At 73.5% G+C, this 25,647-nt stretch carries 18 protein-coding genes, 1 pseudogene and 1 riboswitch; of the genes and pseudogenes, 10 read left to right on the top strand and 9 right to left on the bottom strand.

Translation table 11 applies throughout. The features are described 5' to 3' along the window. Positions 1 to 183 precede the first annotated feature (183 nt). The gene (locus tag BJY16_RS00620) at positions 184 to 1,683 is read left to right on the top strand and encodes a glycosyltransferase family 39 protein (protein ID WP_239177991.1); all 1,500 of its coding nucleotides are present in this window, start codon (positions 184 to 186) and stop codon (positions 1,681 to 1,683) included. Between the two features lie 324 nt (positions 1,684 to 2,007). Then, positions 2,008 to 2,847, top strand: coding sequence for an LLM class flavin-dependent oxidoreductase (locus BJY16_RS00615; protein WP_185037188.1), 840 nt, complete (start codon positions 2,008 to 2,010; stop codon positions 2,845 to 2,847). Positions 2,848 to 3,084: 237 nt separating this feature from the next. Here the strand turns inward: BJY16_RS00615 and BJY16_RS00610 are convergent, their stop codons facing one another. From BJY16_RS00610 to BJY16_RS46790, 5 genes and pseudogenes are all read right to left on the bottom strand, one after another. Next, positions 3,085 to 3,861: a class I SAM-dependent methyltransferase gene (locus BJY16_RS00610; protein WP_185037187.1), complete on the bottom strand. Its 777-nt coding sequence runs from the start codon at positions 3,859 to 3,861 to the stop codon at positions 3,085 to 3,087. 17 nt (positions 3,862 to 3,878) lie between these two features. Further along, a complete protein-coding gene (locus tag BJY16_RS00605; protein WP_185037186.1) occupies positions 3,879 to 5,063 on the bottom strand; it encodes an LCP family protein in 1,185 nt (394 codons plus the stop codon). A gap of 191 nt (positions 5,064 to 5,254) precedes the next feature. Then, entirely contained in the window at positions 5,255 to 6,442 is a 1,188-nt protein-coding gene (locus BJY16_RS00600) for a CynX/NimT family MFS transporter (protein WP_185037185.1), read from the bottom strand. 83 nt (positions 6,443 to 6,525) lie between these two features. Continuing rightward, positions 6,526 to 7,374: a siderophore-interacting protein gene (locus BJY16_RS00595; protein WP_185037184.1), complete on the bottom strand. Its 849-nt coding sequence runs from the start codon at positions 7,372 to 7,374 to the stop codon at positions 6,526 to 6,528. Between the two features lie 1,016 nt (positions 7,375 to 8,390). Then, a pseudogene (locus BJY16_RS46790) lies at positions 8,391 to 8,930 on the bottom strand (hypothetical protein); the annotation flags it as partial. A 704-nt stretch (positions 8,931 to 9,634) separates the two neighbouring features. Here BJY16_RS46790 and BJY16_RS00585 point away from each other — a divergent pair. The 8 genes from BJY16_RS00585 (at position 9,635) to BJY16_RS00545 (ending at position 19,637) form a co-directional block, all read left to right on the top strand. Beyond that, positions 9,635 to 10,411: an L-type lectin-domain containing protein gene (locus tag BJY16_RS00585; protein WP_185037182.1), complete on the top strand. Its 777-nt coding sequence runs from the start codon at positions 9,635 to 9,637 to the stop codon at positions 10,409 to 10,411. Between the two features lie 137 nt (positions 10,412 to 10,548). Further along, entirely contained in the window at positions 10,549 to 11,394 is an 846-nt protein-coding gene (locus BJY16_RS00580; protein WP_185037181.1) for a glycosyltransferase family 2 protein, read from the top strand. Then, positions 11,391 to 12,497 carry a glycosyltransferase family 4 protein gene (locus BJY16_RS00575; RefSeq protein ID WP_185037180.1) on the top strand — a complete coding sequence of 369 codons (1,107 nt, stop codon included), beginning with the start codon at positions 11,391 to 11,393 and terminating at the stop codon, positions 12,495 to 12,497. The genes BJY16_RS00580 and BJY16_RS00575 overlap by 4 nt, the downstream gene beginning before the upstream one ends. After that, positions 12,494 to 15,043 carry a hypothetical protein gene (locus BJY16_RS46785; RefSeq protein ID WP_239177992.1) on the top strand — a complete coding sequence of 850 codons (2,550 nt, stop codon included), beginning with the start codon at positions 12,494 to 12,496 and terminating at the stop codon, positions 15,041 to 15,043. The genes BJY16_RS00575 and BJY16_RS46785 overlap by 4 nt, the downstream gene beginning before the upstream one ends. Beyond that, positions 15,043 to 15,969, top strand: coding sequence for a hypothetical protein (locus BJY16_RS48225; protein WP_185037179.1), 927 nt, complete (start codon positions 15,043 to 15,045; stop codon positions 15,967 to 15,969). Before BJY16_RS46785 ends, BJY16_RS48225 begins: the two co-directional genes overlap by 1 nt. Continuing rightward, positions 15,963 to 17,228 (top strand): lipopolysaccharide biosynthesis protein, encoded by a 1,266-nt coding sequence (locus BJY16_RS00555; RefSeq protein ID WP_185037178.1) that lies wholly within the window; start codon positions 15,963 to 15,965, stop codon positions 17,226 to 17,228. Before BJY16_RS48225 ends, BJY16_RS00555 begins: the two co-directional genes overlap by 7 nt. Continuing rightward, positions 17,225 to 18,463 carry a glycosyltransferase family 4 protein gene (locus tag BJY16_RS00550; RefSeq protein ID WP_185037177.1) on the top strand — a complete coding sequence of 413 codons (1,239 nt, stop codon included), beginning with the start codon at positions 17,225 to 17,227 and terminating at the stop codon, positions 18,461 to 18,463. The genes BJY16_RS00555 and BJY16_RS00550 overlap by 4 nt, the downstream gene beginning before the upstream one ends. After that, positions 18,441 to 19,637 (top strand): glycosyltransferase, encoded by a 1,197-nt coding sequence (locus BJY16_RS00545; RefSeq protein ID WP_185037176.1) that lies wholly within the window; start codon positions 18,441 to 18,443, stop codon positions 19,635 to 19,637. The genes BJY16_RS00550 and BJY16_RS00545 overlap by 23 nt, the downstream gene beginning before the upstream one ends. Here the strand turns inward: BJY16_RS00545 and BJY16_RS00540 are convergent. The 4 genes from BJY16_RS00540 to BJY16_RS00525 all read right to left on the bottom strand — a co-directional run bounded on the left by BJY16_RS00540 (position 19,577) and on the right by BJY16_RS00525 (position 25,373). After that, the gene (locus BJY16_RS00540) at positions 19,577 to 21,211 is read right to left on the bottom strand and encodes a cellulase family glycosylhydrolase (protein ID WP_185037175.1); all 1,635 of its coding nucleotides are present in this window, start codon (positions 21,209 to 21,211) and stop codon (positions 19,577 to 19,579) included. The genes BJY16_RS00545 and BJY16_RS00540 overlap by 61 nt on opposite strands. A 173-nt stretch (positions 21,212 to 21,384) precedes the next feature. Then, positions 21,385 to 23,028, bottom strand: a complete 1,644-nt coding sequence (locus BJY16_RS00535) for a precorrin-2 C(20)-methyltransferase (RefSeq protein ID WP_185037174.1) — start codon at positions 23,026 to 23,028, stop codon at positions 21,385 to 21,387. 297 nt (positions 23,029 to 23,325) lie between these two features. Beyond that, entirely contained in the window at positions 23,326 to 23,943 is a 618-nt protein-coding gene (locus BJY16_RS00530) for a precorrin-8X methylmutase (RefSeq protein WP_185037173.1), read from the bottom strand. Continuing rightward, entirely contained in the window at positions 23,943 to 25,373 is a 1,431-nt protein-coding gene (locus tag BJY16_RS00525; protein ID WP_185037172.1) for a ferredoxin-like domain-containing protein, read from the bottom strand. The genes BJY16_RS00530 and BJY16_RS00525 overlap by 1 nt, the downstream gene beginning before the upstream one ends. Before the next feature lie 183 nt (positions 25,374 to 25,556). Further along, positions 25,557 to 25,643, top strand: a riboswitch (cobalamin riboswitch). Positions 25,644 to 25,647 lie beyond the last annotated feature (4 nt).

Genomic DNA, 25,647 nt, shown 5'->3' with positions numbered 1-25,647 from the left:
GGACAACGACGAAACAGGCACCCATCGTGACACCACCGGTCGACTCGGAACATCGAACCCAGGGCGGATTGCGCTCGGCGGCCGCGGCCCCCGTCGCCACGGGCGGCGGTCGGTCTGCCGGGTCTTCCACAGGGCGGAGAGACGTACCGGAAATTGTCGGTGGCGGCCCGTAGGTTGGGCGCCGTGACCGAAACGCTGACGCCCCGTGCGGAGATCGGCCGCAGGCCGATGGCCTGGGTGCCGGTCGGCCTGATCGCGCTCGCCGCGACCCTGCTCCTGCTGGTGACCGCCGGGCGCTATGGCTATCACCGCGACGAGCTCTATTTCCGGCTCCTCGGCGGCCATCCGGCCTGGGGTTATGTCGACCAGCCACCGTTCACCCCGCTGGTCGACCGGCTGGCGATCGAGATCTTCGATGACTCGCTGTGGGTGATCCGGGTGCCCGGCGCGTTGATGATCGGCCTGGCCGCGTTGCTGGCCGCGGCGCTCGCCCGGGAGGTCGGCGGCGGCGCGGGCGCCCAGTCGCTGGCCGCCTCGGTGGTCTTCGGCACGTTCCCGCTCACCGCCGCCCACGTCGGCTCGACCGCCGCGCCCGACCTGCTGGTCTGGCTGGGCGTGCTGCTCTTCGCGGTGCGCGCGCTGCTGCACGACCGGCCACGGTCCTGGCTCGGGGCCGGCCTGGTCACCGGGCTCGGCCTCTACAACAAGCACCTGGTCGTGCTGCTCCTGCTGTGCCTGGCGGCCGGGCTGCTGCTGGTCGGCCCGCGCCGGGTGCTGCGCTCGCCGTGGTTGTGGGCCGGCGTGGCGGTCGCGCTGGTCGTCGGCCTGCCCAACCTGATCTATCAGGTGGTCAACGACTTCCCGCAGGCGGAGATGGCCCGGGCGCTGGCCGAGGACAAGGGCGACGAGTCCCGGGTGCTGCTGGTGCCGTTCCAGCTCCTGCTGCTCAGCCTCCCTCCGGTGTGGATCGCCGGGATCGTGGCGTCGTGGCGCAGGCCGGAGTGGCGGCCGATCCGGGCGCTTCCGGTGGCCTATCTCGTGATGCTCGTCCTGCTGTTGATCATCGCCGGTCAGCCGTATTACCCGCTCGGCCTGCTCACGGCTCTCTACGCGATCGGTGCGGTGCCGACGGTGCGCTGGCTGGCCGGCCGCCGGTCCCGGCGGGTCTGGCTGGTCGCCGGGGTGGTGCTGTTCAGCGCATTCGGGATCGCCGGCTCGCTGCCGGTGATCCCGGAGGACCGCTTGTCCGGCACGACCCAGGCCGAGACCAACGAGACGGTGGCCGACCAGATCGGCTGGCCGGAGTATGTCGCTCAGGTCGCCGCGGTCCATCGCGCGCTGCCCGCCGGCGAGCAGTCCCGGGCGGTGCTGTTCACCGGCAACTACGGCGAGGCCGGCGCCCTGGACCGGTTCGGCCGCCCGCTGGGCCTGCCCGAGATCTACAGCGGACACAACGAGTTGCACCACTTCGGCCCGCCGCCGGACGACAAAACCGTCGTGATCGCGGTGCTGCAGGCCGAGCCGGACCGGGTCGCCCGGATGTTCGGCAGTTGCACCGAGCACGGTGCGCTGCGCAACGCCGCCGGGGTGGCGAATGAGGAGACAGAGGAGGCCCACATCTATGTCTGCCACCTGGCGGTTCCCTGGCACGTCCTCTGGCCGTCGCTCCAGCACTACTCCTGATCCGCCCGCGCGTTCTGGGATCGGCTGATCCGCCCGCGCGTTCTCGGGTCGGCTGACCCGCGCGCCTCTTCTCGGGCCGGCTGACCCGCCCGCCCGTTTTTGGCCCGAGTGACCCGCCCGGCCCGATCGGTCTGCGGCTGGCCGGCCTCTTCGGATCGGGGCCGACTCGCCCCGCCGGTCGTTTCGGCTTTCGGCTGTGGGGAGCGGTTCGGTGGCGGGTCCGCCCGGGGGCGCAGGCCGTTGTTTTCGGTACGCCGGAGGGCGTACGCCGGAAGTCCTCCCTGAGTGGACGCGGTCGGGTGGCGCGTCCGCGACAGTGGGCGGATGACTGAGCGTGCGTTTCGATTCGGGGTCATCGCCGGGCAGGCTCGCACCGGCGCGGAGTGGGCGGCGACCGCGCACCGGGCCGAGGAGCTGGGCTACGACATCCTGCTCCTCCCGGACACCCTGTTCACCCTGTCGCCGTTCCCGGCACTCGCCGCGGCCGCCGCGGCGACCAGTTCGCTGCGGGTCGGCACCTACGTCCTGAACTCGCCCAACCGCACCCCGGCGCACGTCGCCTGGGAGACCCGGAGCCTGCAGACGATCAGCGACGGCCGGTTCGAGCTGGGCGTCGGTGGTGGCCGCCCCAACGGGCAGGCGGACACCGCCGCGCTCGGCGGCATGTGGGGCACCCCGGGCGAGCGGCTGCGCCGGACCGCCGACGTGATCGCCGCCGCCCGGGCCCTGCCGGTCCCGCCGGAGGTGCTGGTCGCGGCGTCGAAACCGGGCATGATGCGGCTCGCCGCGGAGGAGGCGGACACGGTGACCTTCGGCCTGCCGCCGGCCACCACGCCGACCGACTTGTTCCGGGCCGCGGACGCGTTCCGGTCGATGACGGCCCGCGCCGACCGGGTCGAGCTGCTCGTCGGGGTGACCGCGTTCGCCCCGAGCATCTTCGCGCTGCCGGAGTGGCTGTCCCGGCAGGTCGGCGGCGATCCGCGGGAGATGGCCGCGTCGGGCGCCGCGGCTTTCCTGATCGGGGATGCCGACCAGGCCGCCGAGGAACTCCGGCGCCGGCGCTCGGTGGGCGGTTTCTCCTATATCGCGGTGAACGGCATGTTCATGGAGGCCTTCGCCCCGGTTCTCCAGCGCCTTCGCGCCATGGATGCGGTCAGCGCCTGACCCAGCCGGTCCGAGATCCGCGGGCCGGTCCTCGCTCGGCCGCCGCGGGAAGGGCGGCGAAGAGACGGTGAGAAGAGGCGGCGAGGAGGAGACGCGAAGGGGGCGGCGAAGAGACGGTGAGAAGAGGCGGCGAGGGGAGGACGCGAAGGGGCGGCGAGGAGACGGTGAGAAGCGGCGGCGAGGAGGGGACGCGAACGGGCGGTGAGGCGGATGACCGGGGGCGCTGACGGCGGGTGGTCAGGGTTTGCGGCCGCGGACCGCGTGGGCGGCGGCGGTGAGGGGGATCGACCCGTCCGCCTGGATCGGGAGCCGCTGGCGGATTGACGACCGCAGGGCGTCGCGCTGTGCGGGGGACCGGGTGGCGAGGTAACTCGGGGCGGGCCCCTGCGCGCCGAGGAACGGCCGCCAGTAGTCGTCGAAGTCGCGGAACACCATCGGGATCTCCAGCCGCCGGGTGGCCACCTCCCGGAGCCCGGCCGCCGACCACCACCCGGCCAGCACCTCCGCGCGACAGAACCCGTAGCCGAGCGACTCGTCCCGCTCGCCCAGCTCCGGGTCGAGCTCGCCGGCCGCCGCCCAGAAGTGCTGCATCATCGCCATGCCGCCGGCGTAGTCCCAGACGTAGGCGGCGACGGTCGCGCCCGGCGCGGCCACCCGGCAGAACTCGGCGACCGCCGCTTCCGGAGGGCGCACGAAGTTCAGCGCGAGCCCGCTGACCACCACGTCGAACCGCCCGCTCGCCAGCGGCAACGCCGCGGCGTCGCCGGCGCACCGGGTCACCCGCGAGGGCGGCACCGCGGCCAGGAATCCGGCCGACGAGTCCACCCCGACGACCAGCCCGGACGACGGCAGCTGCCCGGTGAGCGCCCCGGTCCCGCAGCCCACGTCCAGCCATCGCGGCCCGGACGCGGCGGACGGACCCAGCCAGGCCACGAAGAGCCGCGCGACCTGGCGGCTCCACCGGCCCACATACGCCTCGTAGGCGTCACCGGCCTGCCAGGAGATGCCCGCCATCCCCCGACCCTACGACCTCAGCTGCTGCTGTTGATGACCAGTTCGGGGTGGCTGAGCAGGAACGGGTCCAGTTTGTCCTTGGCGGTCGCCTCGAACAGCTGCTTGGTCACGTCGTTGATCAGCTCGGCCTTGCCGTCCGAGGTGCTGTAGAAGCTGCCGCTGTTGCTCCGGATCGGCAGCAGCTCGGCGCTGGCCAGCCCCTTGAGCCCGAAGAAGAAGTCGGAGACCGGGACGTTGTTGGTGTCCAGGGTGAGCGACGAGCCGGCCGCGGAGAGCAGCTTCGACACCTTGGAGAGGTCGGTGAGCACGCCGCTGCTGGTGGCCTTCTTCATCATGGCGCGGAGCAGCTGCTGCTGGTGCCGCTGCCGGTCGTAGTCGCCGTGCGCGGAGTGCCGGATCCGGGAGAACTCCAGCGCCTCCCAGGCCTTCATGTTGCGGCAGCCCTTCTTGAACCACAGGGCGTTGCTGGGCGGGGACGTCGGGTCGGCGCCCTTCGCGTACTCCACCTTGCCGTTGTTCACCACGTAGTGGCTGGACCACGAGTCCTGGTCGACGCACATGTAGACGCCGCCGAGCGCCTCCAGGATGTCCTTGAAGCCGTTGAAGTTGATCACGATGACGCCGTCGAAGCTGATCCCGGTCAGGTTGTGCACGGCCTTGGCGGCGAGCTTCATGCCGCCGGCCACGCCGCCCTTGTTCCGGGAGCCGAAGTAGAACGCGCTGTTGATCTTCTCGGTGGCGCCGCCGAAGCCGAGGTCCTTGTCGGCCGGGATCTCGGCGTTGGTGTCCCGGGGGATCGAGATCATCTGCGCCTTGTCCCGGGCGGCCGGGATGTGCAGCACGAGGATGGTGTCCGACCGGGAGCCCTCACCGGACTTCTCCCACCCGTCCCGGGTGTCCAGGCCGAGCATCAGCAGGTTGATCGCGCCGTCCGGCAGCTTGCCGTTCTGCTGCGCCGCGCCGACCCCACCGGACTGGCTGAGCGCCGACGTGGTGGTCTGAACGTTGTCGGTCACCTGGCTGAGCAGGTAGTTCGCGGTGACGCCGGTGCCGCCGCTGGTGATCAGCAGCACCGCGCCGAACGCGGTGACCAGCTTGGTCCACAGCGGTGCTTTCGGGCCCTTGGCCTTTTTCTTCTTCTTGCCCGGTGCCCCGTCTGCCAGAGGCTGACGGCCGTCGGTCCGGTCGGTTGCCGCTGGCATGCGTGACTCCTTGACTGAAACGGCAGGGCGTGGGTCCAGCCCGCCGCCGGAAGGATAGTGAACCTGATCCACCTTTGAAAGATCGGGTTGACGACCCGGGGACCGGCTGTGGATAGCCTGGGGTCACTATCGGCCAGCGGCGCACGCCCTTGAGGTCCGCCGATTCAGCTTCGCGGAACCTGAGCCAAGACCTAAATCTGGCGATTACGGCCGGCGAAAAATCCCGCAGTGATCTGCGGCACCATCAAAGCCACCATGACCGCCAGCGGAGCCCGCCAGCCGCCGGTCGCGTCGTGCAGCGCGCCGATGAGGATCGGGCCGGGGATGGCGATCAGATAGCCGACACCCTGCGCGAACGCGGACAGCCTGACCACCGTGGCCGGCGTCCGGCCGCGCAGCGCGATCATCGTCAGAACGAGCGGGAAAGCCGTGTTCACGATGCCCAGCAGAATGGCCCAGAGCCACGGCGCGGCGGCCGGATCGGCCCATAGGCCGGAATAACCAGCAATTCCAAAAAGCCCCAAAGCAACAGCAATACCGCTCTGCGACCGCACTTTTCCGGCCACCGCCGACAGCGCCATCCCGAGCGGCACCCCTAGCAGCGAGGTGGTCGCGAAGAGAACCCCGGCCAGCTCCGCGGAGAGCCCGGCGTCCCGGTAGATCTGCGGCAGCCAGCCGATGATCACGTACGCCGAGGTGGACTGCATCCCGAAGTAGACGGCCAGCGCCCAGGCCACCGGCTGCCGGCTGACCCGCACCGGCGGCGTGCTGGCATCCGGCGCCGGGGTCGCGGAGCGCTCCCGGGCCATCAGCAGCCACGGCGGCAGCGCGATCAAGGCGGCCAGCGCCCAGCAGCCCAGCCCCAGCCGCCAGTCGCCGAAGCTGCTGGTCAGCGGCACGGTGGCGGCGGCCGCCGCGGTCGCCCCGAGGTTCAGTGCGACCGAGTAGAGCCCGGTGACGGTGCCGACCTGGGTCGGGAAGTGGTCCTTGACGACCGACGGCAGCAGCACGTTGACCAGCGCGATGCCGGCCAGTGCGACCGCGCTCAGCAGCAGGAACAGTGCCGAGCCGGGCGCGAACGGGCGGGCGGCCAGCCCGGCGACGAGCAGCAGCATGCCGCCGGCGATCACCGGGGCGGCGCCCAGCCGGCGGGCCAGGCGGGGCGCCAGCAGCCCGACCGAGGCGAAGCAGACCACCGGCACCGAGGTCAGCAACCCGGCCACCGTCGAGCTCATGCCGAGCCCGTCGCGGATCTCGGTGAGCACCGGGCCCACGCTGGTCACCGCGAGCCGCAGGTTCACCGCCGCGAGGACCAGCGCCACGAGGGCGAAGGCCCGCCCGCGACGGGACCGGGTCGGTTGTTCGTCGAGCACTGCCACAGCACCATCATCGTCCGACGGCGGTGGACCGGAGACCTGCGGGAACGCCGGATGAGACGAAGGCCTCACCCGGGCTTCGGTCCTTACCCCGCGGTGGCCGGGGCGGCCCGCTCCTGTTCCTGCTCGACCTGCGCGTTCCACTCCCGCTTGCTGGACTGCCAGCCGTCCTCGTTCAGCCCGCGCCGCCAGTAGCCGGAGATGGACAGCTGGTCCATGCTCAGGCCGCGGTCCAGCCGCAGGTGCCCGCGCAGCTCCTTGACGAACGCGGCCTCGCCGTGCACGAACGCTTGCACCCGCCCGGCCGGGAAGTCCAGCCCGCGCACCGCCTCGACCAGGGCGGCGCCCACCGGCCGGTCGCCGCGGTGCAGCCAGACGATCTCGGCGGCGCCGGGGGACTCCAGCTTCTGCTCCTCGTCCGGCCCGTCGACCTCGATGAACGCCCGCACCGGCGCGCCCTCCGGCATGCCGGCCAGGGCGGCACCGATCGCCGGCAGCGCGCTCTCGTCACCGGCCAGCAGGTGCCAGTCGGCGTCGGCGTCCGGCGAGTAGCCACCGCCCGGGCCCATGAACCGGAACGGCTCGCCGACCCGGGCCCGCGCCGCCCACGGCCCGGCGATGCCGGCGTCGCCGTGCACCACGAAGTCCACCCACATCTCGGCGGCCTCGGGCAGCCACTTGCGCACCGTGTAGGTCCGCACCACCGGCCAGCTCTCCCGCGGCAGCGTCTCCCGGATCTCGCCCATGTCGAAGGGCTCCGGATAGTCGACGCCGGGCTGCGGGAAGATCACCTTGATGTAGTGGTCGGTGCAGCGGCTGGCGTCGATCCGGGCGATCGCCTCGCCACCGACCACCACCCGCACCATGTGCGGGGTGAGCTGCTCCACCCGCGTCACCACGCCAACATGCGCGGGCCGCGCCGGTCTGTTCGACATGTTTCGCACCTCACTGCCGGTCACCGGATCATCGGCTGGTAAGGCTACCCTTATTCTCCGCGATCAGCCGACCCGCGCACGCATTCCTCGGATGCGCGGGACGCATCCCACGATCACAAACGGCAGAGACGCTTTTCGGTACGACCGGAGCGCGCGCCCGGCGTACCGAAAAAATGCGGTGTCCCGAGCGGCGCGGAGGAGTTCGCGCCCGCCCGGGACACCGCCGGAGCTGAAAGGCTCTAGTACCGCCGCGGCCGGGACCGGGCGAAGGAGAATCCGATCACCGCGAGCAGCACCACGACCGCGCCGCCGCCGAACCACGCCGGGTGCTCGCTCAGCAGGGTGAGCGGGCCGCCCTTCTCGCCGCCGCCGGCCGGCGGGTCGGCGAGCTGCACGTCGTCCGAGGTGCTGGCCGGCGCTGCCTGGTCGGGCGCGCCGCCGTCCACGCCGTAGTCCGCCGCGGGCGCCTCTTCGCTCTCGGTCACCTGCGGCTTCGGCTTCTTGGTGGCCGGCGCCGTGGTCTCCGCCGGCTCATCGGCCTCGGTGTCCGAATTCGACGTGGTGGAGTTGCCGCTGGTGGACTTCGTCGACTTGGTGGTCGGCGCCTTGGTGGTGGCGGTCGGGGACGCGGCCGGCTCGGTGGTGGTCTTCGTCGTGCCGGTCGTCTCCTGGTCGGTGTTGCCGCCGGTGCCCGCACCGTTGTTGTTCTTGGTGGCGCCCGGCGAGACGGTGGTCTTGGTGGTCACCCGCGGGGTGGCGGTCGCCTGACCGCCGGTGTTGTTCCCGCCGGTGTTGTTGTTGCCACCCGTGTTGTTGCCGCCGGTGTTGTTTCCCCCGGTGTTGCCGCCGGTGTTGTTTCCCCCGGTGTTGCCGCCGGTGTTGCCACCCGTGTTGTTGCCACCGGTGTTCCCGCCGTTGTTCTGGTTGCCGCCGTTGTTCTGGTCGCCGCCGCCCTGGTTGCCGCCCTGGTTGCCGCCGCCCTGGTTGCCGCCGCCCTGGTTGCCGCCGGCCGCGGCGCGCACCGTGATCCGCACGGCGTCGATGGCCGGCGTCTGGTTGGCCCGCTCCATCATCGGCGTGCGGTGCGAGCCGTCACCGGCCCAGGACGCGCACTGCGCGGTGCCCTCGGCCGGCATCCCCGGGACCTGGATGGTCACCGTGTCCGGCGCCCGCCCGCCCTTCTGGTCCTCGGTGGCGACGAAGAACGCCGGCACCGGCTCCGGGTTGGGCGCCTCCCGGGTGCTGTCCAGCATCCGGCACGCGGTGTGGAAGTGGCCGCGCACGATGCCGTTCTGCAGGACGCTCGACTCGACGTAGTACCCGCCCTTGCCGGCCGCGAGGAACCGGTCGCGGATCAGGTTCCGGGTGCTCACCTTGAGGGTGAACGGCGTGTTCGGCGCGACCTGGCGCGGCGACTCGGTGATCAGCAGCGCCGCGTTGTTGGCGGCCGAGGCCACCTCACCGAACTCGGTGGAGACGCAGCGGTCACCTTTCTGGAAGCCGTCGTGCGCGGTGAGCCGGCTGTCGATGCAGGTGTCGGTGAGGATCTTCTGGCCATTGACGATCTTGCCGGCGCCGCTCTCGCTGGCGGCCTTCGTCGACGGCGTCTCGTCGGCGCGCGACAGCTGGGTGAATCCGATCGCGCCGCCCACGGCGACGACCAAGGCCCCGGCGGCCAGCAGTCGGGTACGCCCCGAGCCCGCGACTGCGAGACCGGAACGACGGTGACCCGAGCTTCCCATGACGTGCCCTTCGGTGATGTGGCGTTCGCCATTGTGTGGCGCCGACGAGCAGACGTTAGGAGCAGCTCTCACAGAAATCAATTCCGGAACATTATTTAAGGTTTCCGCGACCGAAACTTAAAGAAAAACAGCGGCGGGGTGGTGAACCCCGGGCATCCTCCGAACGGATGATGCCGAGGGTTCAACGAGATCGCGCCAGATTTCGCTGACCTGCTCTAATGCAACCACACCCGCAGCGCAGAGTAAACGGCCCGCGACACGGCGGCGCGACCGCCCAGATTTTCCCGGATCGGTGGCGGTCCACATTCGGGGCCGTCGCTGAATTCGACGCACGTCTTTGTGGAATTGCGGAAATCGGGTCGGGCGGGGCGGGTCGTCGCGGTGCGGTGGCGGGCCGGGCCGGTCACGACCGGGGGACCGTCTTGGGTAAATAACCAGGACTCGCTCACGCGGCTCCGGAGTCTGCCCTACCTTAGGCCAGGTCTTAGTCGGGCAAATCGACTGAAATGGAGCATGTAGTGCGTCTCTCTCGTACGTCGAGACTGGCGCGGGGTGGCCGACTGGCCGCCGCCGTCCTGTCCATAGTCGCCGCCGCGCCCGCCGCGGGCGCGGTCGCCGCACCTCGCGCCCTCCACGAGAGTCACCCGATCACCGACGGCTCCGGGACACACCTGGAGCTCAACGGCACCGCCGCCATGATCACCCGGACCAGCACCGGCAAACGGGTCATCCAGCTGACCACCGGCGGCTACAAGCAGACCGGCTCGGCCTGGTCCACCGAGAAGGTCGGCCTGAACCGGTCGTTCCGCACGTCGTTCAAGGCGTTCCTGCACCACAACCGGCCCGGCGCGGACGGCATCGCGTTCCTCGCCCAGGGCCACGGGCCGCGCGCGCTCGGCGGCTGGGGCGGCGGCCTCGGCTACCGCGGCATCCGGAAGAGCGTCGCGGTCGAGTTCGACACCTACCAGAACACCGCCGACCCGAGCAGCAACCACCTGGCCGTGGTACTCGGCGGCAACCCGGACCGGCACCACCGGTCCATCGCGGCCCCGATCCCGCTGTACGGCAAGCCGTTCCTGGCCCGGATCGGCTACGACGCCGGCGACCAGCGGCTGCGGGTGCACGTCCGCGCACTCCACAAGCACGCCCGGGAGCGGCTGATGCTCGACGAGAAGGTCGACCTCGCGCACTGGGCGGGTGTCTCCGGGGGCTGGCTCGGCTTCACCGGTGCCACCGGCGACCGGGTCTCCCACCAGGACGTCTACGACTGGACGGTCGACGCGCCCACGGCGTGACCGTCCTTGCCGGCGCCGCTCACGGCACCGGCTGACCCCCTCCCGGGGCGGCGTCTCGGCCGCCCGTCGTCACCCATTCCGTACCCATGCGCCCGGCCTGTCAGGCCGCCTCCACCCTGCCCGATCGGAGACACCACATGCCCACGGTCGACCGTGTGCTCCCCACCGAGACCGGCACCGAACAGACCACCGTCGAGCCACCGGCCCGACCCGACCCGGAACCCGATCCGGAGCCGATCGTCAGCGTCGTGGTTCCGGCGCTCAACGAGGCCCGCAACCTGCCGCACGTCTTCGCCCGGCTGCCCCAGGTGGACGAGGTGATCCTGGTCGACGGCGGCTCCACCGACGACACCGTGGCGGTCGCCCGCCAGCTGCGCCCGGACATCCGCGTCGTCACCCAGAACCGCCGCGGCAAGGGCAACGCCCTGGCCTGCGGATTCGCGGCGTGCACCGGGGACATCATCGTGATGATCGACGCCGACGGCTCGACCGACCCGGGCGAGATCCCGAGCTTCATCGCCGCGCTGCGCGGCGGCGCCGACTTCGCCAAGGGTTCGCGGTTCCGTCCCGGTGGCGGCAGCGCCGACATCACCCGGCTGCGCCGGGCCGGCAACCGGATGCTGAGCCTGCTGGTCAATGTCCTTTTCGGTACGAAGTACAGCGACCTCTGCTACGGCTACAACGCGTTCTGGTCGTGTCATCTGGACGTCTTCGACCTGGACAGCACCTCGCCCGCCCCGGCCGGCGCGGACGGCCGGCTGTGGGGCGACGGTTTCGAGATCGAGACCCTGCTCAACCTGCGCGCCGCCCGGGCCCGCCTGGTCATCGAGGAGGTGACCAGCTTCGAGCACGACCGGATCCACGGGGTGAGCAACCTGAACGCGTTCACCGACGGGATCCGGGTGCTGCGCACCATCGCGCGGGAGTGGCCGCGCGGCCGCAAGCGGGCGGCCCGGCAGGTCGCCGGACAGGCCGCCCGATGAGGATCGGCGTCGTCTGCAACGCCTACCACCCGGACATCGGCGGGGTGGAGACGCACGTCCGGCGCCTGTGCGCCGGGCTGGCCGCGGCCGGCGACGACGTCGAGGTGCTCACCCAGCACGCCGCCCGGTCCACCGCGACCGTGGACGGCGTGCTGGTCCGGCGCTTCCCGCTGACCGTGCCGGCCCGCGACTACCGGGTGTCGATGCCGCTCTGGCGCTGGCTGCGCCGGCACGGCGGGGACTACGACGTGCTGCACACGCACAGCTACCACGCGCTGGTGTCGCTGGGCGCGTCGCTCGGCCGGCACCGCACCCCGCTGGTCTTCACGCCGCACTACCACGGGACCGGGCACACCCGGCTGCGTGCCGCGCTGCACCCGATGTACCGGCCGTTCGGGCGGCGGATCATGAGCCGGGCCGGCCGGATCGTCTGCGTCACCGGTGCCGAGCGGGACCTGGTGCTGCGGGACTTCCCGGAGACGGCCGGCCGGATCGCGGTGATCCCGAACGGGACCGACCCGCGCCCGGTGGTGCCCGGCCGGCGGGCCGGGGTTCGCGGCATCCTCTGCGTCGGCCGGCTCGAACACTACAAGCGGGTGGACCGGGTGATCCGGGCGATGGTCCCGCTCGGCCCGGCGTACCGGCTGGACGTGGTCGGCGACGGCCCGGCCCGGTCGGCGCTCAAGCAGCTGGCCGGCCGCCTCGGGGTGGCCGGCCGGGTGGACTTCCACGGCCGGCTCGACGACGCCGCGTTCGCCGGCTGCCTGGCCCGCACCTCGGCGGCGGTCTCCGCCTCGGCGCACGAGGCGTTCGGGATGACCGTGGCCGACGCGCTCGCCGCCGGCATCCCGACCGTCGCCGCGCCGATTCCGGCCCACCAGGAGCTGGCCGGGCTGGCCGGCAGCACGGCCTGGCTGCGACTGACCGATCCGGAGGACACCGAGGCGCTGGCCGGCGCGCTGCGCGACGCCGTCGCGGCCGGTCGCTCGGCCACCCCGGCGCCCCTGCCCACCTGGGCCGACGTGGTCACCGCCACCCGTGACGTGTACTCGGCGCTCACCGGGATCCCGTTGCCCGCCGGCGCGGGAGCCGGAGGCCGGTGAGCGCGGTCACCGCCCGGCCGGCGCCGGGACGCACCGGGGCCCGGCCGGCCGGCCCGCGCCGCGGGCGGGCCGAGGCGGCCTGGTGCGCGGGCACGCTGACGCTGGCCGGGGCGGCCGGCGCGGCCGCGATCGTGATCGCCTACCGGCGGGCCGAGTGGGGCAGCGGCGGGCAGTTCGACTGGTTCTGGGCCGGCATGCTGATCTTCACGCTGCCGGTCGGCTACTGGGCGCTGCGCCGCTCCGCCTCACCGCGGCTGCGGCTGGCCGTGCTGGTCGGCTACGCCGCCTTCACCTACCTGCCGAAGCTGCTCCGGCACCCGAGCGGCCCGCTCTACCACGACGAGTACGCGCACTGGGGCCAGAGCCACGAGATCCTGCTCGACGGCCGGCTCTTCGCGATGAACCCGATCGTCCGGGTGATCGGTGACTACCCCGGCCTGCACGCCTGCGTCGCGTCACTGGCCGCGCTCACCGGCCTGAGCATCTGGCAGGCCGCGCTGATCGTGCTGACCACCGCGCACGTGCTGCTCACCCTCGGCGTCGCGGTGCTGGCCGGCCAGCTCTGGCCGGACCCGCGGATCGCCGCGGCGGCCGCCCTGGGTTACAGCCTGAACAGCTCGTTCCTGTTCTTCGACACCCAGCTCGGCTACGAGTCGCTGGCCATCGCCGTCCTGGTCTGGGCGCTCGCCGCGGCGCTGCGCGCGATGCACGCCGGGACCGTCCCGGCCCGGCTCGGCTGGGCCGCGCTCACCCTGCTGCTGGCCGCCGCCACCACCGCCACGCACCACCTCACCGCGCTCTGGATGACCGGGGTGCTCGGGCTGCTCGCGCTGGCCGCCACGGTCCACTCGATCGCGGCCCGGGAGCTGATCACCGCGGCCCGGGTGGCCTGGGCGCTGACCTCCGGCACCGCGCTGATCGTGGCCACCTGGCTGGGCGTGGTGGCCCCGCGCACCGGCAGCTACCTGGACCCGTACCTGGGCCGGGCGCTGGACCAGTTCAGCGGGCTGGCCGGCGGCGAGGAGGGCGGCCGGGAACTGTTCAGCAAGTCGGTGCTGCCCTGGTGGGAGCAGACCGCGGCGTACGTCGCCCCCGGCGTCGCCCTGCTCGCCTTCGCCGGCGCGGCCGGCCTGTGGTGGCGCCGCCGGTACACCGACGAGCCGCTGACCCGGACCGGCACCACCGCGATGCTGCTGCTCGGCGCCCTCTACTTCCCGGCCACCCTGCTCATCCTGACCCCGGCCGGGGCGGAGGGTGCCCGGCGCTCGTGGGCGTTCAGCTACCTGGGGCTGGCGGTCGCGGTGGCTCCGGTCGTGGTGGCCGTGCTCGACAAGTCGCGCCAGATCAGGCTCGGCCGGCTGGCCGCGGTGTCCCGGATGCCTCGCCGCGCCGCTGATCCCGCCGGGCGGGCCAATGCTCGCGCGGACTTCGCTGGCCGGGCCGATGCCCGCGTTGACTCGGTCGGCCGGGCCGATGCTCGCGCGGACCTCGCCGGGCGGGCCGATGCTCGCGCGGACTTCGCCGGGCGGGCCGATGCTCGCGTTGACTCCGTCGGCCGGGCCGATGCCCGCCTTGACTCCGCCGGCCACTCGCCAGTCCCCGCCCACCCAGGGGGAGCCTCCCCGAAGACAGTGTGGCGCGGAGACGGGATCTCCCGGGGCTGGACTGTGGACAACGCTCTGATGTGGATGACGGGCCGGCGATCCGACAGCGACCACCTTGAATCGATCGGCAGTGACCGCGCTGAAGGCCGGCTGGGAGCAATCGTCGCGGGCGGGGCACTGCTCGCGGTCTGCGCGCTGCTGCTGGTCGGCAACAACGCCGCCGGGATGAACCCGTCCTACCGGTTCCCGGGGCCGCCGGTCTACGGCTCGGACACCCGGGCCGCCACCCCGGAGGTGCTGGCCGCCGCGCACTGGTTGCGCGACACCCAGGGGCGTGGCGTCCGGCTGGTCGCCGACCGCTACTCCGGGCTGATCCTCGGCTCCTACGGCGAGCAGCAGCCGACCACCGGCTCGGCCAGCTTCCCGGCCTACGACCTGTACCGCGTGCGGCCCGGGCAGCCGATGCCGCCGGCGTTGCTGGCCCAGCTGCGGGCGTGGCGGTTCGAGTTCCTGGTGGTGGACCGGCGGATGGCCGAGCAGGTGCCGGACATCAACATCTACTTCGAGACGAACGAGCCGCTGCGCCACGACGGCGTGCCCGCCTTCGATCGGGCGCAGCTGACCAAGTTCGACAGCCTGCCGTGGCTGATCAAAATCTACGACGGGCCGCATCTGGCGATCTATCGCTTCGACTTCGGCAGCCTAGACCGGGTCACGGCCGCCGGCTGGTGCCCCGGGGTGTCCCCGACCGGCCGAGGCACCCCCACGTGCCAGCCGGCGTCACAACCGGCGCAAGGCCGACCGGCGCAAGGCCGACCGGCGCAAGGCCAGCCGGGTCCGCAACCGGCGCAAGGCCAGCCGGGTCCGCAACCGGCCCATGGCCAGCCGGCGCCGCGACCGGCCGACGGCGGGCAGCCGCTGCCGAGGCGCGAGGGGAACTGATGAAACCGATCCTGCGGCCGCTCGTCGTGGCGTACGCCAGCTTGTCGATCTTGATCCCGGCCGCCGGACTGCCGTGGCCGATCCTGCTGCCGGCCGGTCTGCTCGCCCTGCTCGCCATCGGTGAGCTGTGGGTGCGCGCGGTGACCGGGCCGCCGGCCGAGGCCGGGATCCCGGTGCTCCGGACCGGCCTGGTGGTGCTCTCCGGGCTGCTCACCCTGCCCGCGGTGGCGCTGCTGCTGCATCCGCTCGGGGTGCCGGTCCGCCCGGCGTCGCTGATCGTCGGTGCCGCGCTGCTGGCCACCGCGCTGGCCCTGGTCGCGCTGCTGCGCCGCTCGGCTCGGCCCGGCCTGCCGGAGCAGCGGCCGGGCGGCGACCTCGGGTGGCGGGCGCGGCCGGCGACCCGGACCGCGGCGGCGCTGCTGCTGCCGGTCCTGCTGGCACTGGCCGTCGGCGGGGTGGCGATCCGGGCCGTGGAGCGGGGCGCGCGGCCCGAGCTGCCCGGCTATCTCACTGTGGCGCTGAACGGCTGGGCGGCCGGGATCCGCACCCCGGTGGCGGTCCCGGCGGGCGGCCTCACGGTGCCGGTACGGGTGACCAATTCCGGTCTTCCGACCACCACCCAGTGGCTGCGGCTGCGGATCGGCGGGGCCCTCGTCGCGTCCCGGCAGGTGACCGTGGTGACCGGAAAGGTCTACGCGCTCAGCGTGCAGGTGCCGGCCCTGCCGGCCGACGGCTGCCTGCGGCCGGTCGGGATCAGCGTGGGCGGGGCGGGCACCGTGTTCTACGCCCGGTCCGGCGCGGAAGTCCAGGGACAGGCCGCCCGGTCCGGCGCGGAAGTCCGGGGACAGGCCGCCCAATCGGGTGCGGCGGGCCGGGGACAGGCCGCTCAGGCCGGCGCCGCGGTCCGGGGGCGGGCGGCGTGCTGATCACCGCGACCCGGCGGGTGCTGGACGACTCGCTGGCCCGGAACAGCCTGTTGATCATGGCGACCACGGTGGCCAACGGCGGGCTCGGCTACCTCTACTGGATGCTCGCCGCGCGGGTCGTCCCGCAGCCGCAGATCGGCACGGCCACCGCGCTGATCTCGGCGGCCACCGCGATCAGCATGCTCGCCAACCTGGGCGCCGGGCACATGTTCATCCAGCGGCTGCCGGGCAGCGCCCCGGACGTCTGGTCCCGGATCGTCGGCGGCGGCCTGCTGGCCGGCTGCGCGGCCACCGCGGCGGTCGCCACGGCCGGTGCGGTGCTGGTCCCGATGGCGGCGGCGAACTTCGGCTTCCTGGCCCACCCGCTCGGCGCCGCGGCGCTGGTCTGCGCGGCCACCGCGGTCACCGCGACCACCCTGCTCGACAACGTCTATGTGGCCCACCGCGCCGGGCACGGGATGTTCGTACGCAACCTGGTCCTCGCCGTGGGGAAGATCGGTGCGCTCGCCGCGCTGCTCGCCGTGGGGGTGCACTCAGCCGGCGCCGTGGTGCTCTCCTGGACGCTGCCGATCTTGCTGGTCAGCGCCCTGACGCTGAGTTCCGGGCTGGGCCGGCTGCGGCCCGGCGCCCGTCCCCGGCTCAGCGGCCTGGGCGCCGAGCTGCCGCATCTGCGGACCGCACTGACCGGGCACCACCTGATCAACCTGACCCAGGCCGGTCCGGCGGCGCTGCTGCCGGTGTTGGTCACCGCGCGGCTCGGGGCCGGCGCCACCGCGCACTTCTACCTGGCCTGGATGACCGCGTCGATGCTGTTCATGGTGTCGCCGGCGGTCGCCTCGGCGCTCTACGCGGAACGCACCAACGCGGCCCGGGCCGGGCTGCGCCGGGCCGCTCTCGTGGTGCTCGCCATGGTCGGCGTCCCGGCCGGGGTGCTGTTCGTGGCCGGCGACCGGATCCTCGGGCTGTTCAGCGCCGGCTACGCGGCCGAGGGCGGCCTGCTGCTGCAGATTTTGGTGCTGGCCGCGCTCCCGGACGCGGTCACCAACCTGGCCGTCGCGCACTGGCGCTCGCGCGGCGAGTTCCGGCTCTGCCGCCGGCTCAACCTGGTCCGCGCGGTCTCCTGCCTGGCGCTGACCTGGCTGCTGCTGCCCGGCGCCGGGGTGACCGGCGCGGGCGTCGCCTGGCTGGCCGGGCAGTCGGCGGGGGCGCTGCTCGTGGGTGCTGCCTGTTTCGCACGGGAGAGGGCTGCCAAGAAATGAAGATCCTGCATCTGTCCAATCTGTACGCCCCGGTGATCGGTGGCCTGGAGCGCAGCATCGCGACCAGCAGCGAGGAGCTGGTCCGGCGCGGCCACGAGGTCACCGTGCTCACGCTGGCGACGCCGGCCGCGCCGGGCCACGAGACGATCAACGGGGTGCGCGTGCACCGGGTCCGCAGCGTGGCGAACACGCTGCTCCCGGCGATGAACGAGAACCCGGACAAGCCGTTCCACCCGACGTGTCCGGACCCGCTGGCCACCGCCGCGATCGCCCGGCTGCTGCGCGCCGAGCACTTCGACGTGGTGCACAGCCACGACTGGCTGATGTACAGCTACCTGCCGCTGCGCCGGTCCCGGCTGGGGCGCCCGCACGTGCACACCGCGCACGACTTCGGGCTGACCTGCGTCCGCAAGACCTTCGCCCGGGACGGCGGCCAGTGCCCCGGTCCCCGGCTGTCCCGGTGCGTGAGCTGCGCCTCCGCGCAGTACGGCCGGCCCCGCTCGGCGGCCCTGACGGCCGGGCTGCACGCCCAGCGGCACCGCGGCATCGACGCGCTCACCGCCATCTCCAGCTCGGTGGCGCGCGCCCTGGACCTGGCCCGGCTGCCCGGTGACCTGCCCGTCCAGGTGGTCTCCAGCCTGGTCCCGGACGGCCTCGACGAGCTGGCCCGGAACACCCCGCGCCCGGACTGGCTGCCGACCGGCGACTACCTGCTCTTCGTCGGGGCGCTCGGGCCGCACAAGGGCATCCATGTGCTGTTCGACGCGTACCGGGAACTGGTCGCCGGATGGGCCGGCCCGCGGCCCGCGCCCGCCCTGGTCTGCCTCGGCACCCGCCGCGACGACACCCCGCCGCCCCCGCCGGGCGTGCTGATCCGGCACGACGTGCCGCACGCCGAGGTGATGGCCGCCTGGCGGGGCGCGGCGGCCGGGGCCGTCCCGTCGCTGAACGAGGGGATGGGCCAGGTGGCGGTGGAGGCGATGCTGGCCGGCGCGCCGCTGGTCGCCTCGGCCGCCGGCGGGCTCACCGACGTGGTCCGGGACGGCGAGAGCGGACTGCTGGTGCCGCCCGGCGACGTGGCCGCGCTGCACGCCGCGCTGCTGCGGGTGCTCACCGACCAGGAGCTGGCCGCGCGGCTGCGCGCGGCCGGTCAGCGGCGCGGCCTGGAGTTCACCGCCGCGCGCGTCGTCCCCCGAATCGAGGAGGTCTACCGTGCCTGCATCGCGGCGTCTTAAGGTGGTGGTCGCCGGATCGGGGTGGCACTTCCTGTCCGGGATCAGCTATTACACCTGCCGGCTGAGCAACGCCTTCGAGGAGCGCTTCGAGGTCAGCGCGATCCTGATGCGGCGGCTGCTTCCGGCCCGCCTCTACCCCGGGCGCGCTCGGGTCGGGCAGGAATTGAGCGATTTACGGTACGCCGAGAGCGTCCCGGTCTTCGACGGCGTCGACTGGTGGGCGCTGCCCAGCCTGGCGCGAGCCGTCGCGTTCCTCCGCGAACGACAGCCGGACGTGCTGGTGCTGCAGTGGTGGACCGGGGCGGTGCTGCACTCGTACCTGGTGCTGGCGGCCGCGGCGCGCCGGCTCGGGATCCGGGTGGTGGTCGAGTTCCACGAGGTGCAGGACACCGGGGAGCTGCGGCACCGGTGGGCGGCCCGGTACGTGCGGGCGGCGATCCGGCCGCTGCTGAGCCGGACCTCCGGGGTGGTGGTGCACTCGGCGTTCGACCGCGACGCGCTGGCCGCCGCGTACGACCTGGACGGGGTGCCGGCCGAGATCGCGCTGCACGGGCCGTTCGACCACCACGCGGCCGGGGCGGCGCGGGTGCCCGGGCCGGACGGGGTGGTGCGGCTGCTGTACTTCGGGACGATCCGGCCGTACAAGGGCCTGGAGGACCTGATCGAGGCGTTCCCGGCGCTCGGCCCGGGATACCACCTGACCGTGGTGGGGGAGACCTGGGAGGGCTGGACGCTGCCCGCCGAGCTGATCGCGGCGTCGCCGGCCCGGGACCGGATCACCTTCGTCAACCGGTATGTGCCGGACACCGAGGTGAACGCGTACTTCGCGGCGGCTGACGCGGTGGTGCTGCCGTACCGGCGGAGCTCGGCCAGCGGGCCGCTGCACATCGCGATGAGCCACGGGCTGCCGGTGGTGGTCACCTCGGTGGGCGGGCTGGTCGAGGCGGCCGGGCCGTACTCCGGCACGGTCTTCGTCCCGCCGGGCGAACCGGCCGCGCTCGTCGCCGGCATCACGGGTGCCGCCGGCCTGACCGGCCGGCGGCACGCGGACCCGTCCTCGTGGGACCGGACCCTGGAGGCCTACGAGCGCCTCTTCGCGAGGATCGGGGTGGGTCAGGAGAGCGTCACGTCGTCGAACCAGACGCTGCCCTTGTTGTCGCCCGACTTGAGGTGAAGCTGGACGCTGGCCGCCCCGGCCGGGGCGGTCGCGTTCACGGTCAGCTTGGTCCAGCCGGTGGTGCCGGCCGCGACCCGCTTCGACGAGGTCTGGCCCAGCCACCGGTCGTTCGCGTCGAACCAGCTCAGCGCGATCTCGTTGGTCCCGGTCGCGTTCTGGCCCTTGGCCCAGGCCTCGGCCCGCCACTTCTGGCCGGGCTGCACCGGGGTGATCGGGGCGATCCGGACCGACGGCAGGCCACCGTCGGTGCGGGTGGTCCGGCTGAACTTCGCCGACCAGGCGCCGCTGTGCGCGGCGTCGGAGGCGCGCACCGCGACCCCCTCCTCGGCCAGGTAGGGCCGCCACGGCGAGTTGCCGGCGGTCGCCTCGAAGCCCAGGTCCAGCACGCTGTTCGTGATCGCCTCGCCGGACCAGTAGGTCCGCACCACGGCGGCCGCGGCCTTCGCCGAGCCGTCCGCCCGGAACAGGCCGAACTTGTACTGCGCCGGGATCTTCGAGACCGCCGAGTTGGCCGGGATCGCGCCGGTGCTGAAGTCGGTCAGGGTCCACGGGGCGACCGAGCCGACGCCGGCCGTCCGGGCCGCCTGGAACACCCGGGCCAGGTAGACCGCCTGCTCACCCTCGGTGCCGGTGGCGGTGCTCAGGCCGGTCTCGCCGATCACGATCGGGAACGGGCCGGCCGCCGCCTGCGCCTTGGTGATCTCGGCGAGCGCCCGCTCCGAGTTGCCGTAGAAGTGGAAGTCCAGGTAGTCGAGCGGGGAGGCGGCCAGCACGGTGCGGATCTGGGTGAGGCCGTTCGAGCCGGTGGTACCGGAGACGGACAGGGTCAGCGGCATGGCCGGCACCGCCGCCCGGATGCTCGGGATGATCTTCTTGACCCAGGCGGACGCCTTCGCGTCGGTCGGGTCGAACTCGTTCTGCACCTCGACGGAGAGCACCCGCGGGTCGGTCGCGTACGGGGTGAGCACCGCCTTCGCCCACTTGGCGCTCCCGGTCGCGTCGGTGTAACCGGCCCACCAGTCGAACAGGGTGAGCTTGACGGTCAGCCCCTGCCCGTCCGCGATGCTGACGAACTTGCTCAGCTTGGCGGCGTAGTCGGCCTTCGGGGTGGGGTAGCCGAACGCGGTCGGGAAGACGATCACCCGCACGTTGTCGGCGCCCAGCGACTTCGCCCGGGCCAGGTCCGCCTCGATCCGGACCGGGTCGAAGCTGGTCCACATGGCCGACCAGCCGGCGTTCGACGGGTAGTAGTTGATCGTCTTGGCCACCTGGACGGCGGCCAGGCGGGTGGCCAGCGTGGCGTCCTTGGCGACGCTCTTCGGCGGCGTGGTGGTCTTGACCGGCGCCGGCGCGGTTGTCTTCACCGGCGTGGTGGTCTTGACCGGGGCCGGTGCGGTCGTCTTGACCGGCATGGTCGTCTTCGCCGGCGCCGGGGCCGGGGTCTTCGCCGGGACCGGGCTCTTCGCCGGGGCCGGCGTGGGGGTGGCGGCGTCGGCCGCACCGGTCTGGGCGAGGACGGACAGGAGGAGTGAAGAGGCCAGGATGGCAGCGCGGCGACCGGCGAGAGACATGGTTAGGGGGAGCCCTTCACGGAGTTGCTTTCCAGTGGCCCCTCCCATCGGCTCGGCGGCGCGTTGCCGTCAGGTAACTCGTCGATGCAGTGCGGTTGCCCTTCGGTGCGGTTCGGGAGCCGGGGATTCATTTCCCCGGCGGTGGCCGATGGTCAGCCACCGCCATGCGGACGTCACGCGGCCGGGTAGTGCCGTGGGGTATAGACCATCGTCTCGCCGTTTGCCCTGGTCACCGCCTTGGTCTGGGACGAGCCGACGATCAGCAGGCAGCGCATGTCGACGGTGGACGGGTCCAGCTCGCCCAGCGTGGTGACCCGGACCGTCTCCTGCGGGCCGCCGACGTCCCGGCCGACCACCACCGGGGTGCTCGGCGCGCGGTGCTCCAGCAGCAGCTCCCGGGCCCGGACCAGCTGCTGCTTGCGGGTCTGCGAGGCCGGGTTGTAGATCGCGATGACCAGGTCGGCGGCGGCCGCCCCGGCCAGCCGGTTCTCGATCACCGGCCACGGCTTGAGCCGGTCGGAGAGGGACAGCACGCAGAAGTCGTGGCCGAGCGGCGCGCCGGCCCGGGAGGCGACCGCCTGGGCGGCGGTCAGGCCGGGCACGATCCGCACCGGCACGTCCTTCCACTGCGGATCCTCGGCGACCTCCAGGACCGCGGCGGCCATCGCGAACACCCCCGGGTCGCCGGACGAGACCACCACCACGCGGCGCCCCCGTTTCGCCAGGTCCAGCGCGAACGCGGCCCGCTCCGCCTCGACCTTGTTGTCCGAGGCGTGCCGCCGCTGCCGCGGGTCGACCGGCACCCGGTCGACGTAGGTGGTGTAGCCCACCACGTCGTCGGCCTCGGCCAGCGCGGCCCGCGCCTCCGGGGTGAGCCACTCGGCCGCGCCCGGCCCGAGCCCGACCACGGTCACCGTCCCGGCCTCGGCCTCGGCCTCGGCCTCGGCCTCGGACCGGGTCTCGGAACCGGCCTGGGACCCGGTTTCGGAACCGGCCGGGGACCCGGTCCCGGAACCGGCCCGGGAGCCGGGCTCGGGCTCGGCGTCCGGCGTGGCGCTCGTCCCGGAATCGGTCATGAAGACGGTCGCGGCCGGGCTCGGCAGCAGGGCTAGCGAGAAATACGGCACGGTCGCCGGATCCACCTCGGCCAGCCGGCCGACCCGCTCCGCGGCCATCGTCGCGCGCTCCACGTAGAACGCGTCGCCGAGCCGTCCGGCCTGCTCCAGCGCGGTCCGCACCCCGTCGAAGGTCCGCCCCAGCTTCATCACCGCGGCCGAATCGGTCGCGGCGAGCCGGCGGGCCAGCTCGTCCGGCGGCAGGGTGCCGGGCAGCACGGTGAGCACCTCGTCCCGCTCCATCAGCGGCCGCCCGAGCACCGCCGACGCCGCGCTCACCGAGGTCACCCCGGGCACCACGGCCGTCTCGTAGCGGTGCGCGAGCCGCTTGTGCATGTGCATGTAGGACCCGTAGAAGAACGGATCGCCCTCGGCCAGCACCACCACGTCCCGGCCGGCGTCCAGGTGCGCGGCGAGCCGGGCCGCGGCCTGCTCGTAGAACTCGTCGATGGCGCCCTGGTACCCACCCGGGTGATCGGTGGTCCCGGTGGTCACCGGGTAGATCAGCGCCTCCTCGATCTGCCCGTCCCGCAGGTAGCCGGCCGCGATCGCCCGCGCGTTGCTGCGCCCGTGCCGCGCCGCGTGGTAGGCCACCACGTCGGCCGCCGCGATCAGCCGCGCCGCCTTGACCGTCACCAGCTCCGGGTCACCGGGCCCGAGCCCCACCCCGTAGAGCCGCCCGCGAACCACGTCGTTCGTCATGTCCCGTTCCACTCCCGCGCCGCCGCCGGTCATCGCCCCGCCGCCGTGCCGTCCGTCATCGTCCCGATTCGTCCCCGAGGCCGCGCCGCTCGTCGCGCCCCGCCCCACCGTGCCTACCGCCAAGCCGCTCTTCGCGCCCCACCGTGCCCGCCAAGCCGCTCGTCGGCCCCACCGTGCCCGCCAAGCCGCTCGTCGCGCCCTGCCGTGCTATCGCCAAGCCGCTCTACAGCGCGACGCCACTCCTCGCGCCTCGCCCCGCTATGCCTACCGCCAAGCCGGTCCCGAGCGCGCCGTTGCTCATTCCGCCTCCGAGGCCAGCGCGTTGACCGCGGCCGCCGTCATCGCGCTGCCGCCCCGCCGGCCTTGCACGATCAGATACTCCAGGCCGGACTCGGCCAGCGCCTCCTTCGACTCCGCCGCCCCGATGAAACCGACCGGGATGCCGAGCACCGCGGCCGGTCGCGGCGCGCCCGCCGCGACCATCTCCAGCAGCCGGAACAGCGCCGTCGGCGCGTTGCCGACGGCCACCACCGCGCCGCCGAGGCGGTCACCCCAGAGATCGAGGGCCGCGGCGCTGCGGGTGTTCCCGATGCGGGCGGCGATCTCCGGTACGCGTGGGTCGCGCAACGTGCACACCACCTCGTTGCCCGCGGGCAGCCGCGAGCGGGTCACCCCGGACGCCACCATCTCGGCGTCACAGAGGATCGGCGCCCCGTCCAGCAATGCCTTCCGCGCGGCGATCGCCACCCCGGGGCTGAACCGGACATCCCGCACCAGATCCACCATCCCGCAGGCGTGGATCATCCGGACCACCACCCGGGCCACCTCGGCCGGCAGCCCGTCCAGGTCCGCCTCGGCCCGGATGGTGGCGAACGACCGCCGATAGATCTCCGCGCCGTCCGTTATGTAATCCATCAGGCTCTCCTCGCCCCCGCCACCACGTCCCCCAGCACGTCCACCGGGAATGTCCCCGCCCTGCCCGGCCCGCGCACCGCGCCCGGATCGTCCGCCTCGTCGCGCTGTCTCGCCGAACTCGGGCCGTCCTCGTCCCGCCGTTTCGCCGGGCGCGGACCGGCCGCCTCGTCCCGCCGTTTCGCCGAGCGCGGACCGGCCGCCTCGTCCCGCCGAGGCCCCGGATCGCCGGCCGGCGCAACGCCCGGGCCGGCCTCGCCGTGCGGCACCGCCTCCCCGGCCGGCCGGCCGTCGCCGGAGCGGCGGGTCACCGCGTAACCCTCCCCGGTCGCCTCGATCCGCACGTGGTCGCCCGCCGGGCTCCCGCAGGCCCGCGCGCAGCCCACCCAGTGCGCCGGCAGCCCCTCCACGAACCGGCTCGCCGCCTCGGCGTCGGCCCGCACGTCGCCCAGCGACCGCGCACACCCCGGCCGGCCCGCGCAGGCGGTCACCCCGGTCCACCGGGACGTCGGGGTCACCACCAGCCCGGCCGCGGCCAGGCGCTCGATCCAGGCCGCCGCCGCGGACCCGGTGAGGCCCGGCACCAGCACACCCCGCCACGGGGTGACGACCAGCCGCTCCGCCTCGGCCAGGACCCGGATCTGCGCGCTCTCCAGTCGTCCCAGCGGCACCAACGCGCCGGCTGCTGCCTGATCGTTGTCGGTCACCACGCCGACCAGCGCGCCCGGGTCCACGACCTCGGCCGGCGTCGCCACCGGCACGCTCACCGGCGTGAGCCGGAGCGCCGCCGCGGCCCGGGCCGAGACCCGGGCCGGCCCGTCGGCCAGCTCCCGCAACCGCCAGGCGGCCGCCCGGCCACCGCGCTGCGCCTCGCGCTCGGCGAGGAACGCGTGCGCGCTCACGATCAGCGCCTCGGTGACCCGGCCGGCGTCGACCCGCAGCCCGGTGTCGTGGCCGCCGAACCGGAGCCCGAAGCGCGGCCCGTCCGGGATCGCCGCGACATCCGCCGCGAGCGGCACCTGACCGATCGCGAACAGGAACTTGCCCGGCAGCCCGGCCAGCTCCGGATCGGCCCGGATCGCGGCGTCCAGCTCCTCGACCAGCGCCCGCAGGCGCGCGGCGGCCAGCGGTGGGGCGGCGATGTTCCGTACCGCGTCGTGGGTCGGGGACGGCAGCAGCCCGGCGGCGCGCAAGCGGTCGGCCAACCGTGCCGTGTCACCCTCCTGGAGGGCCCTGAGCTGCAGGTTGGCCCGGGAGGTCAGCTCCAGGCGACCGTCGCCGAACTGCTCGGCCAGCTCGCCGAGCGAGCCCAGCTGGGCGCCGGTCAGCAGGCCCCCGGGCAGCCGGACACGCGCCAGCAGCCCGTCGGCGGCGGCATGCAACCGCAGCGCGCCGGGGCAGGCGTCGGTGTCGGACTGTCGGTGGGCTGTCACGGCCCGGATACTACGGGCGGCCGCCGACAGGACCGCAGCCTCGGGTCGGCAGCATCACAACTTCGTCAGCGGCGTCACACCCCCGCCGGGCGGGCGGCGGAATCGTCAGCGGCGTCACAGGCCGGGCGCGTCCGGGCGTCCGCTAGCGTGTAGCGAACAACCGAATCGAGCGGCGACGCCGCGGAGGAAGCCGGTGCGAGTCCGGCGCGGTCCCGCCACTGTCACCGGGCCCTGAGCCGGCCGAGGCTCAAGCCCGGGAGCCAGGAACTCCGGT

The organism is Actinoplanes octamycinicus (assembly GCF_014205225.1).
GTDB lineage: Bacteria > Actinomycetota > Actinomycetes > Mycobacteriales > Micromonosporaceae > Actinoplanes > Actinoplanes octamycinicus.
The sequence above is the reverse complement of the archived record's forward strand: the minus strand, read 5'-3'. Positions and strand labels throughout refer to the sequence as shown.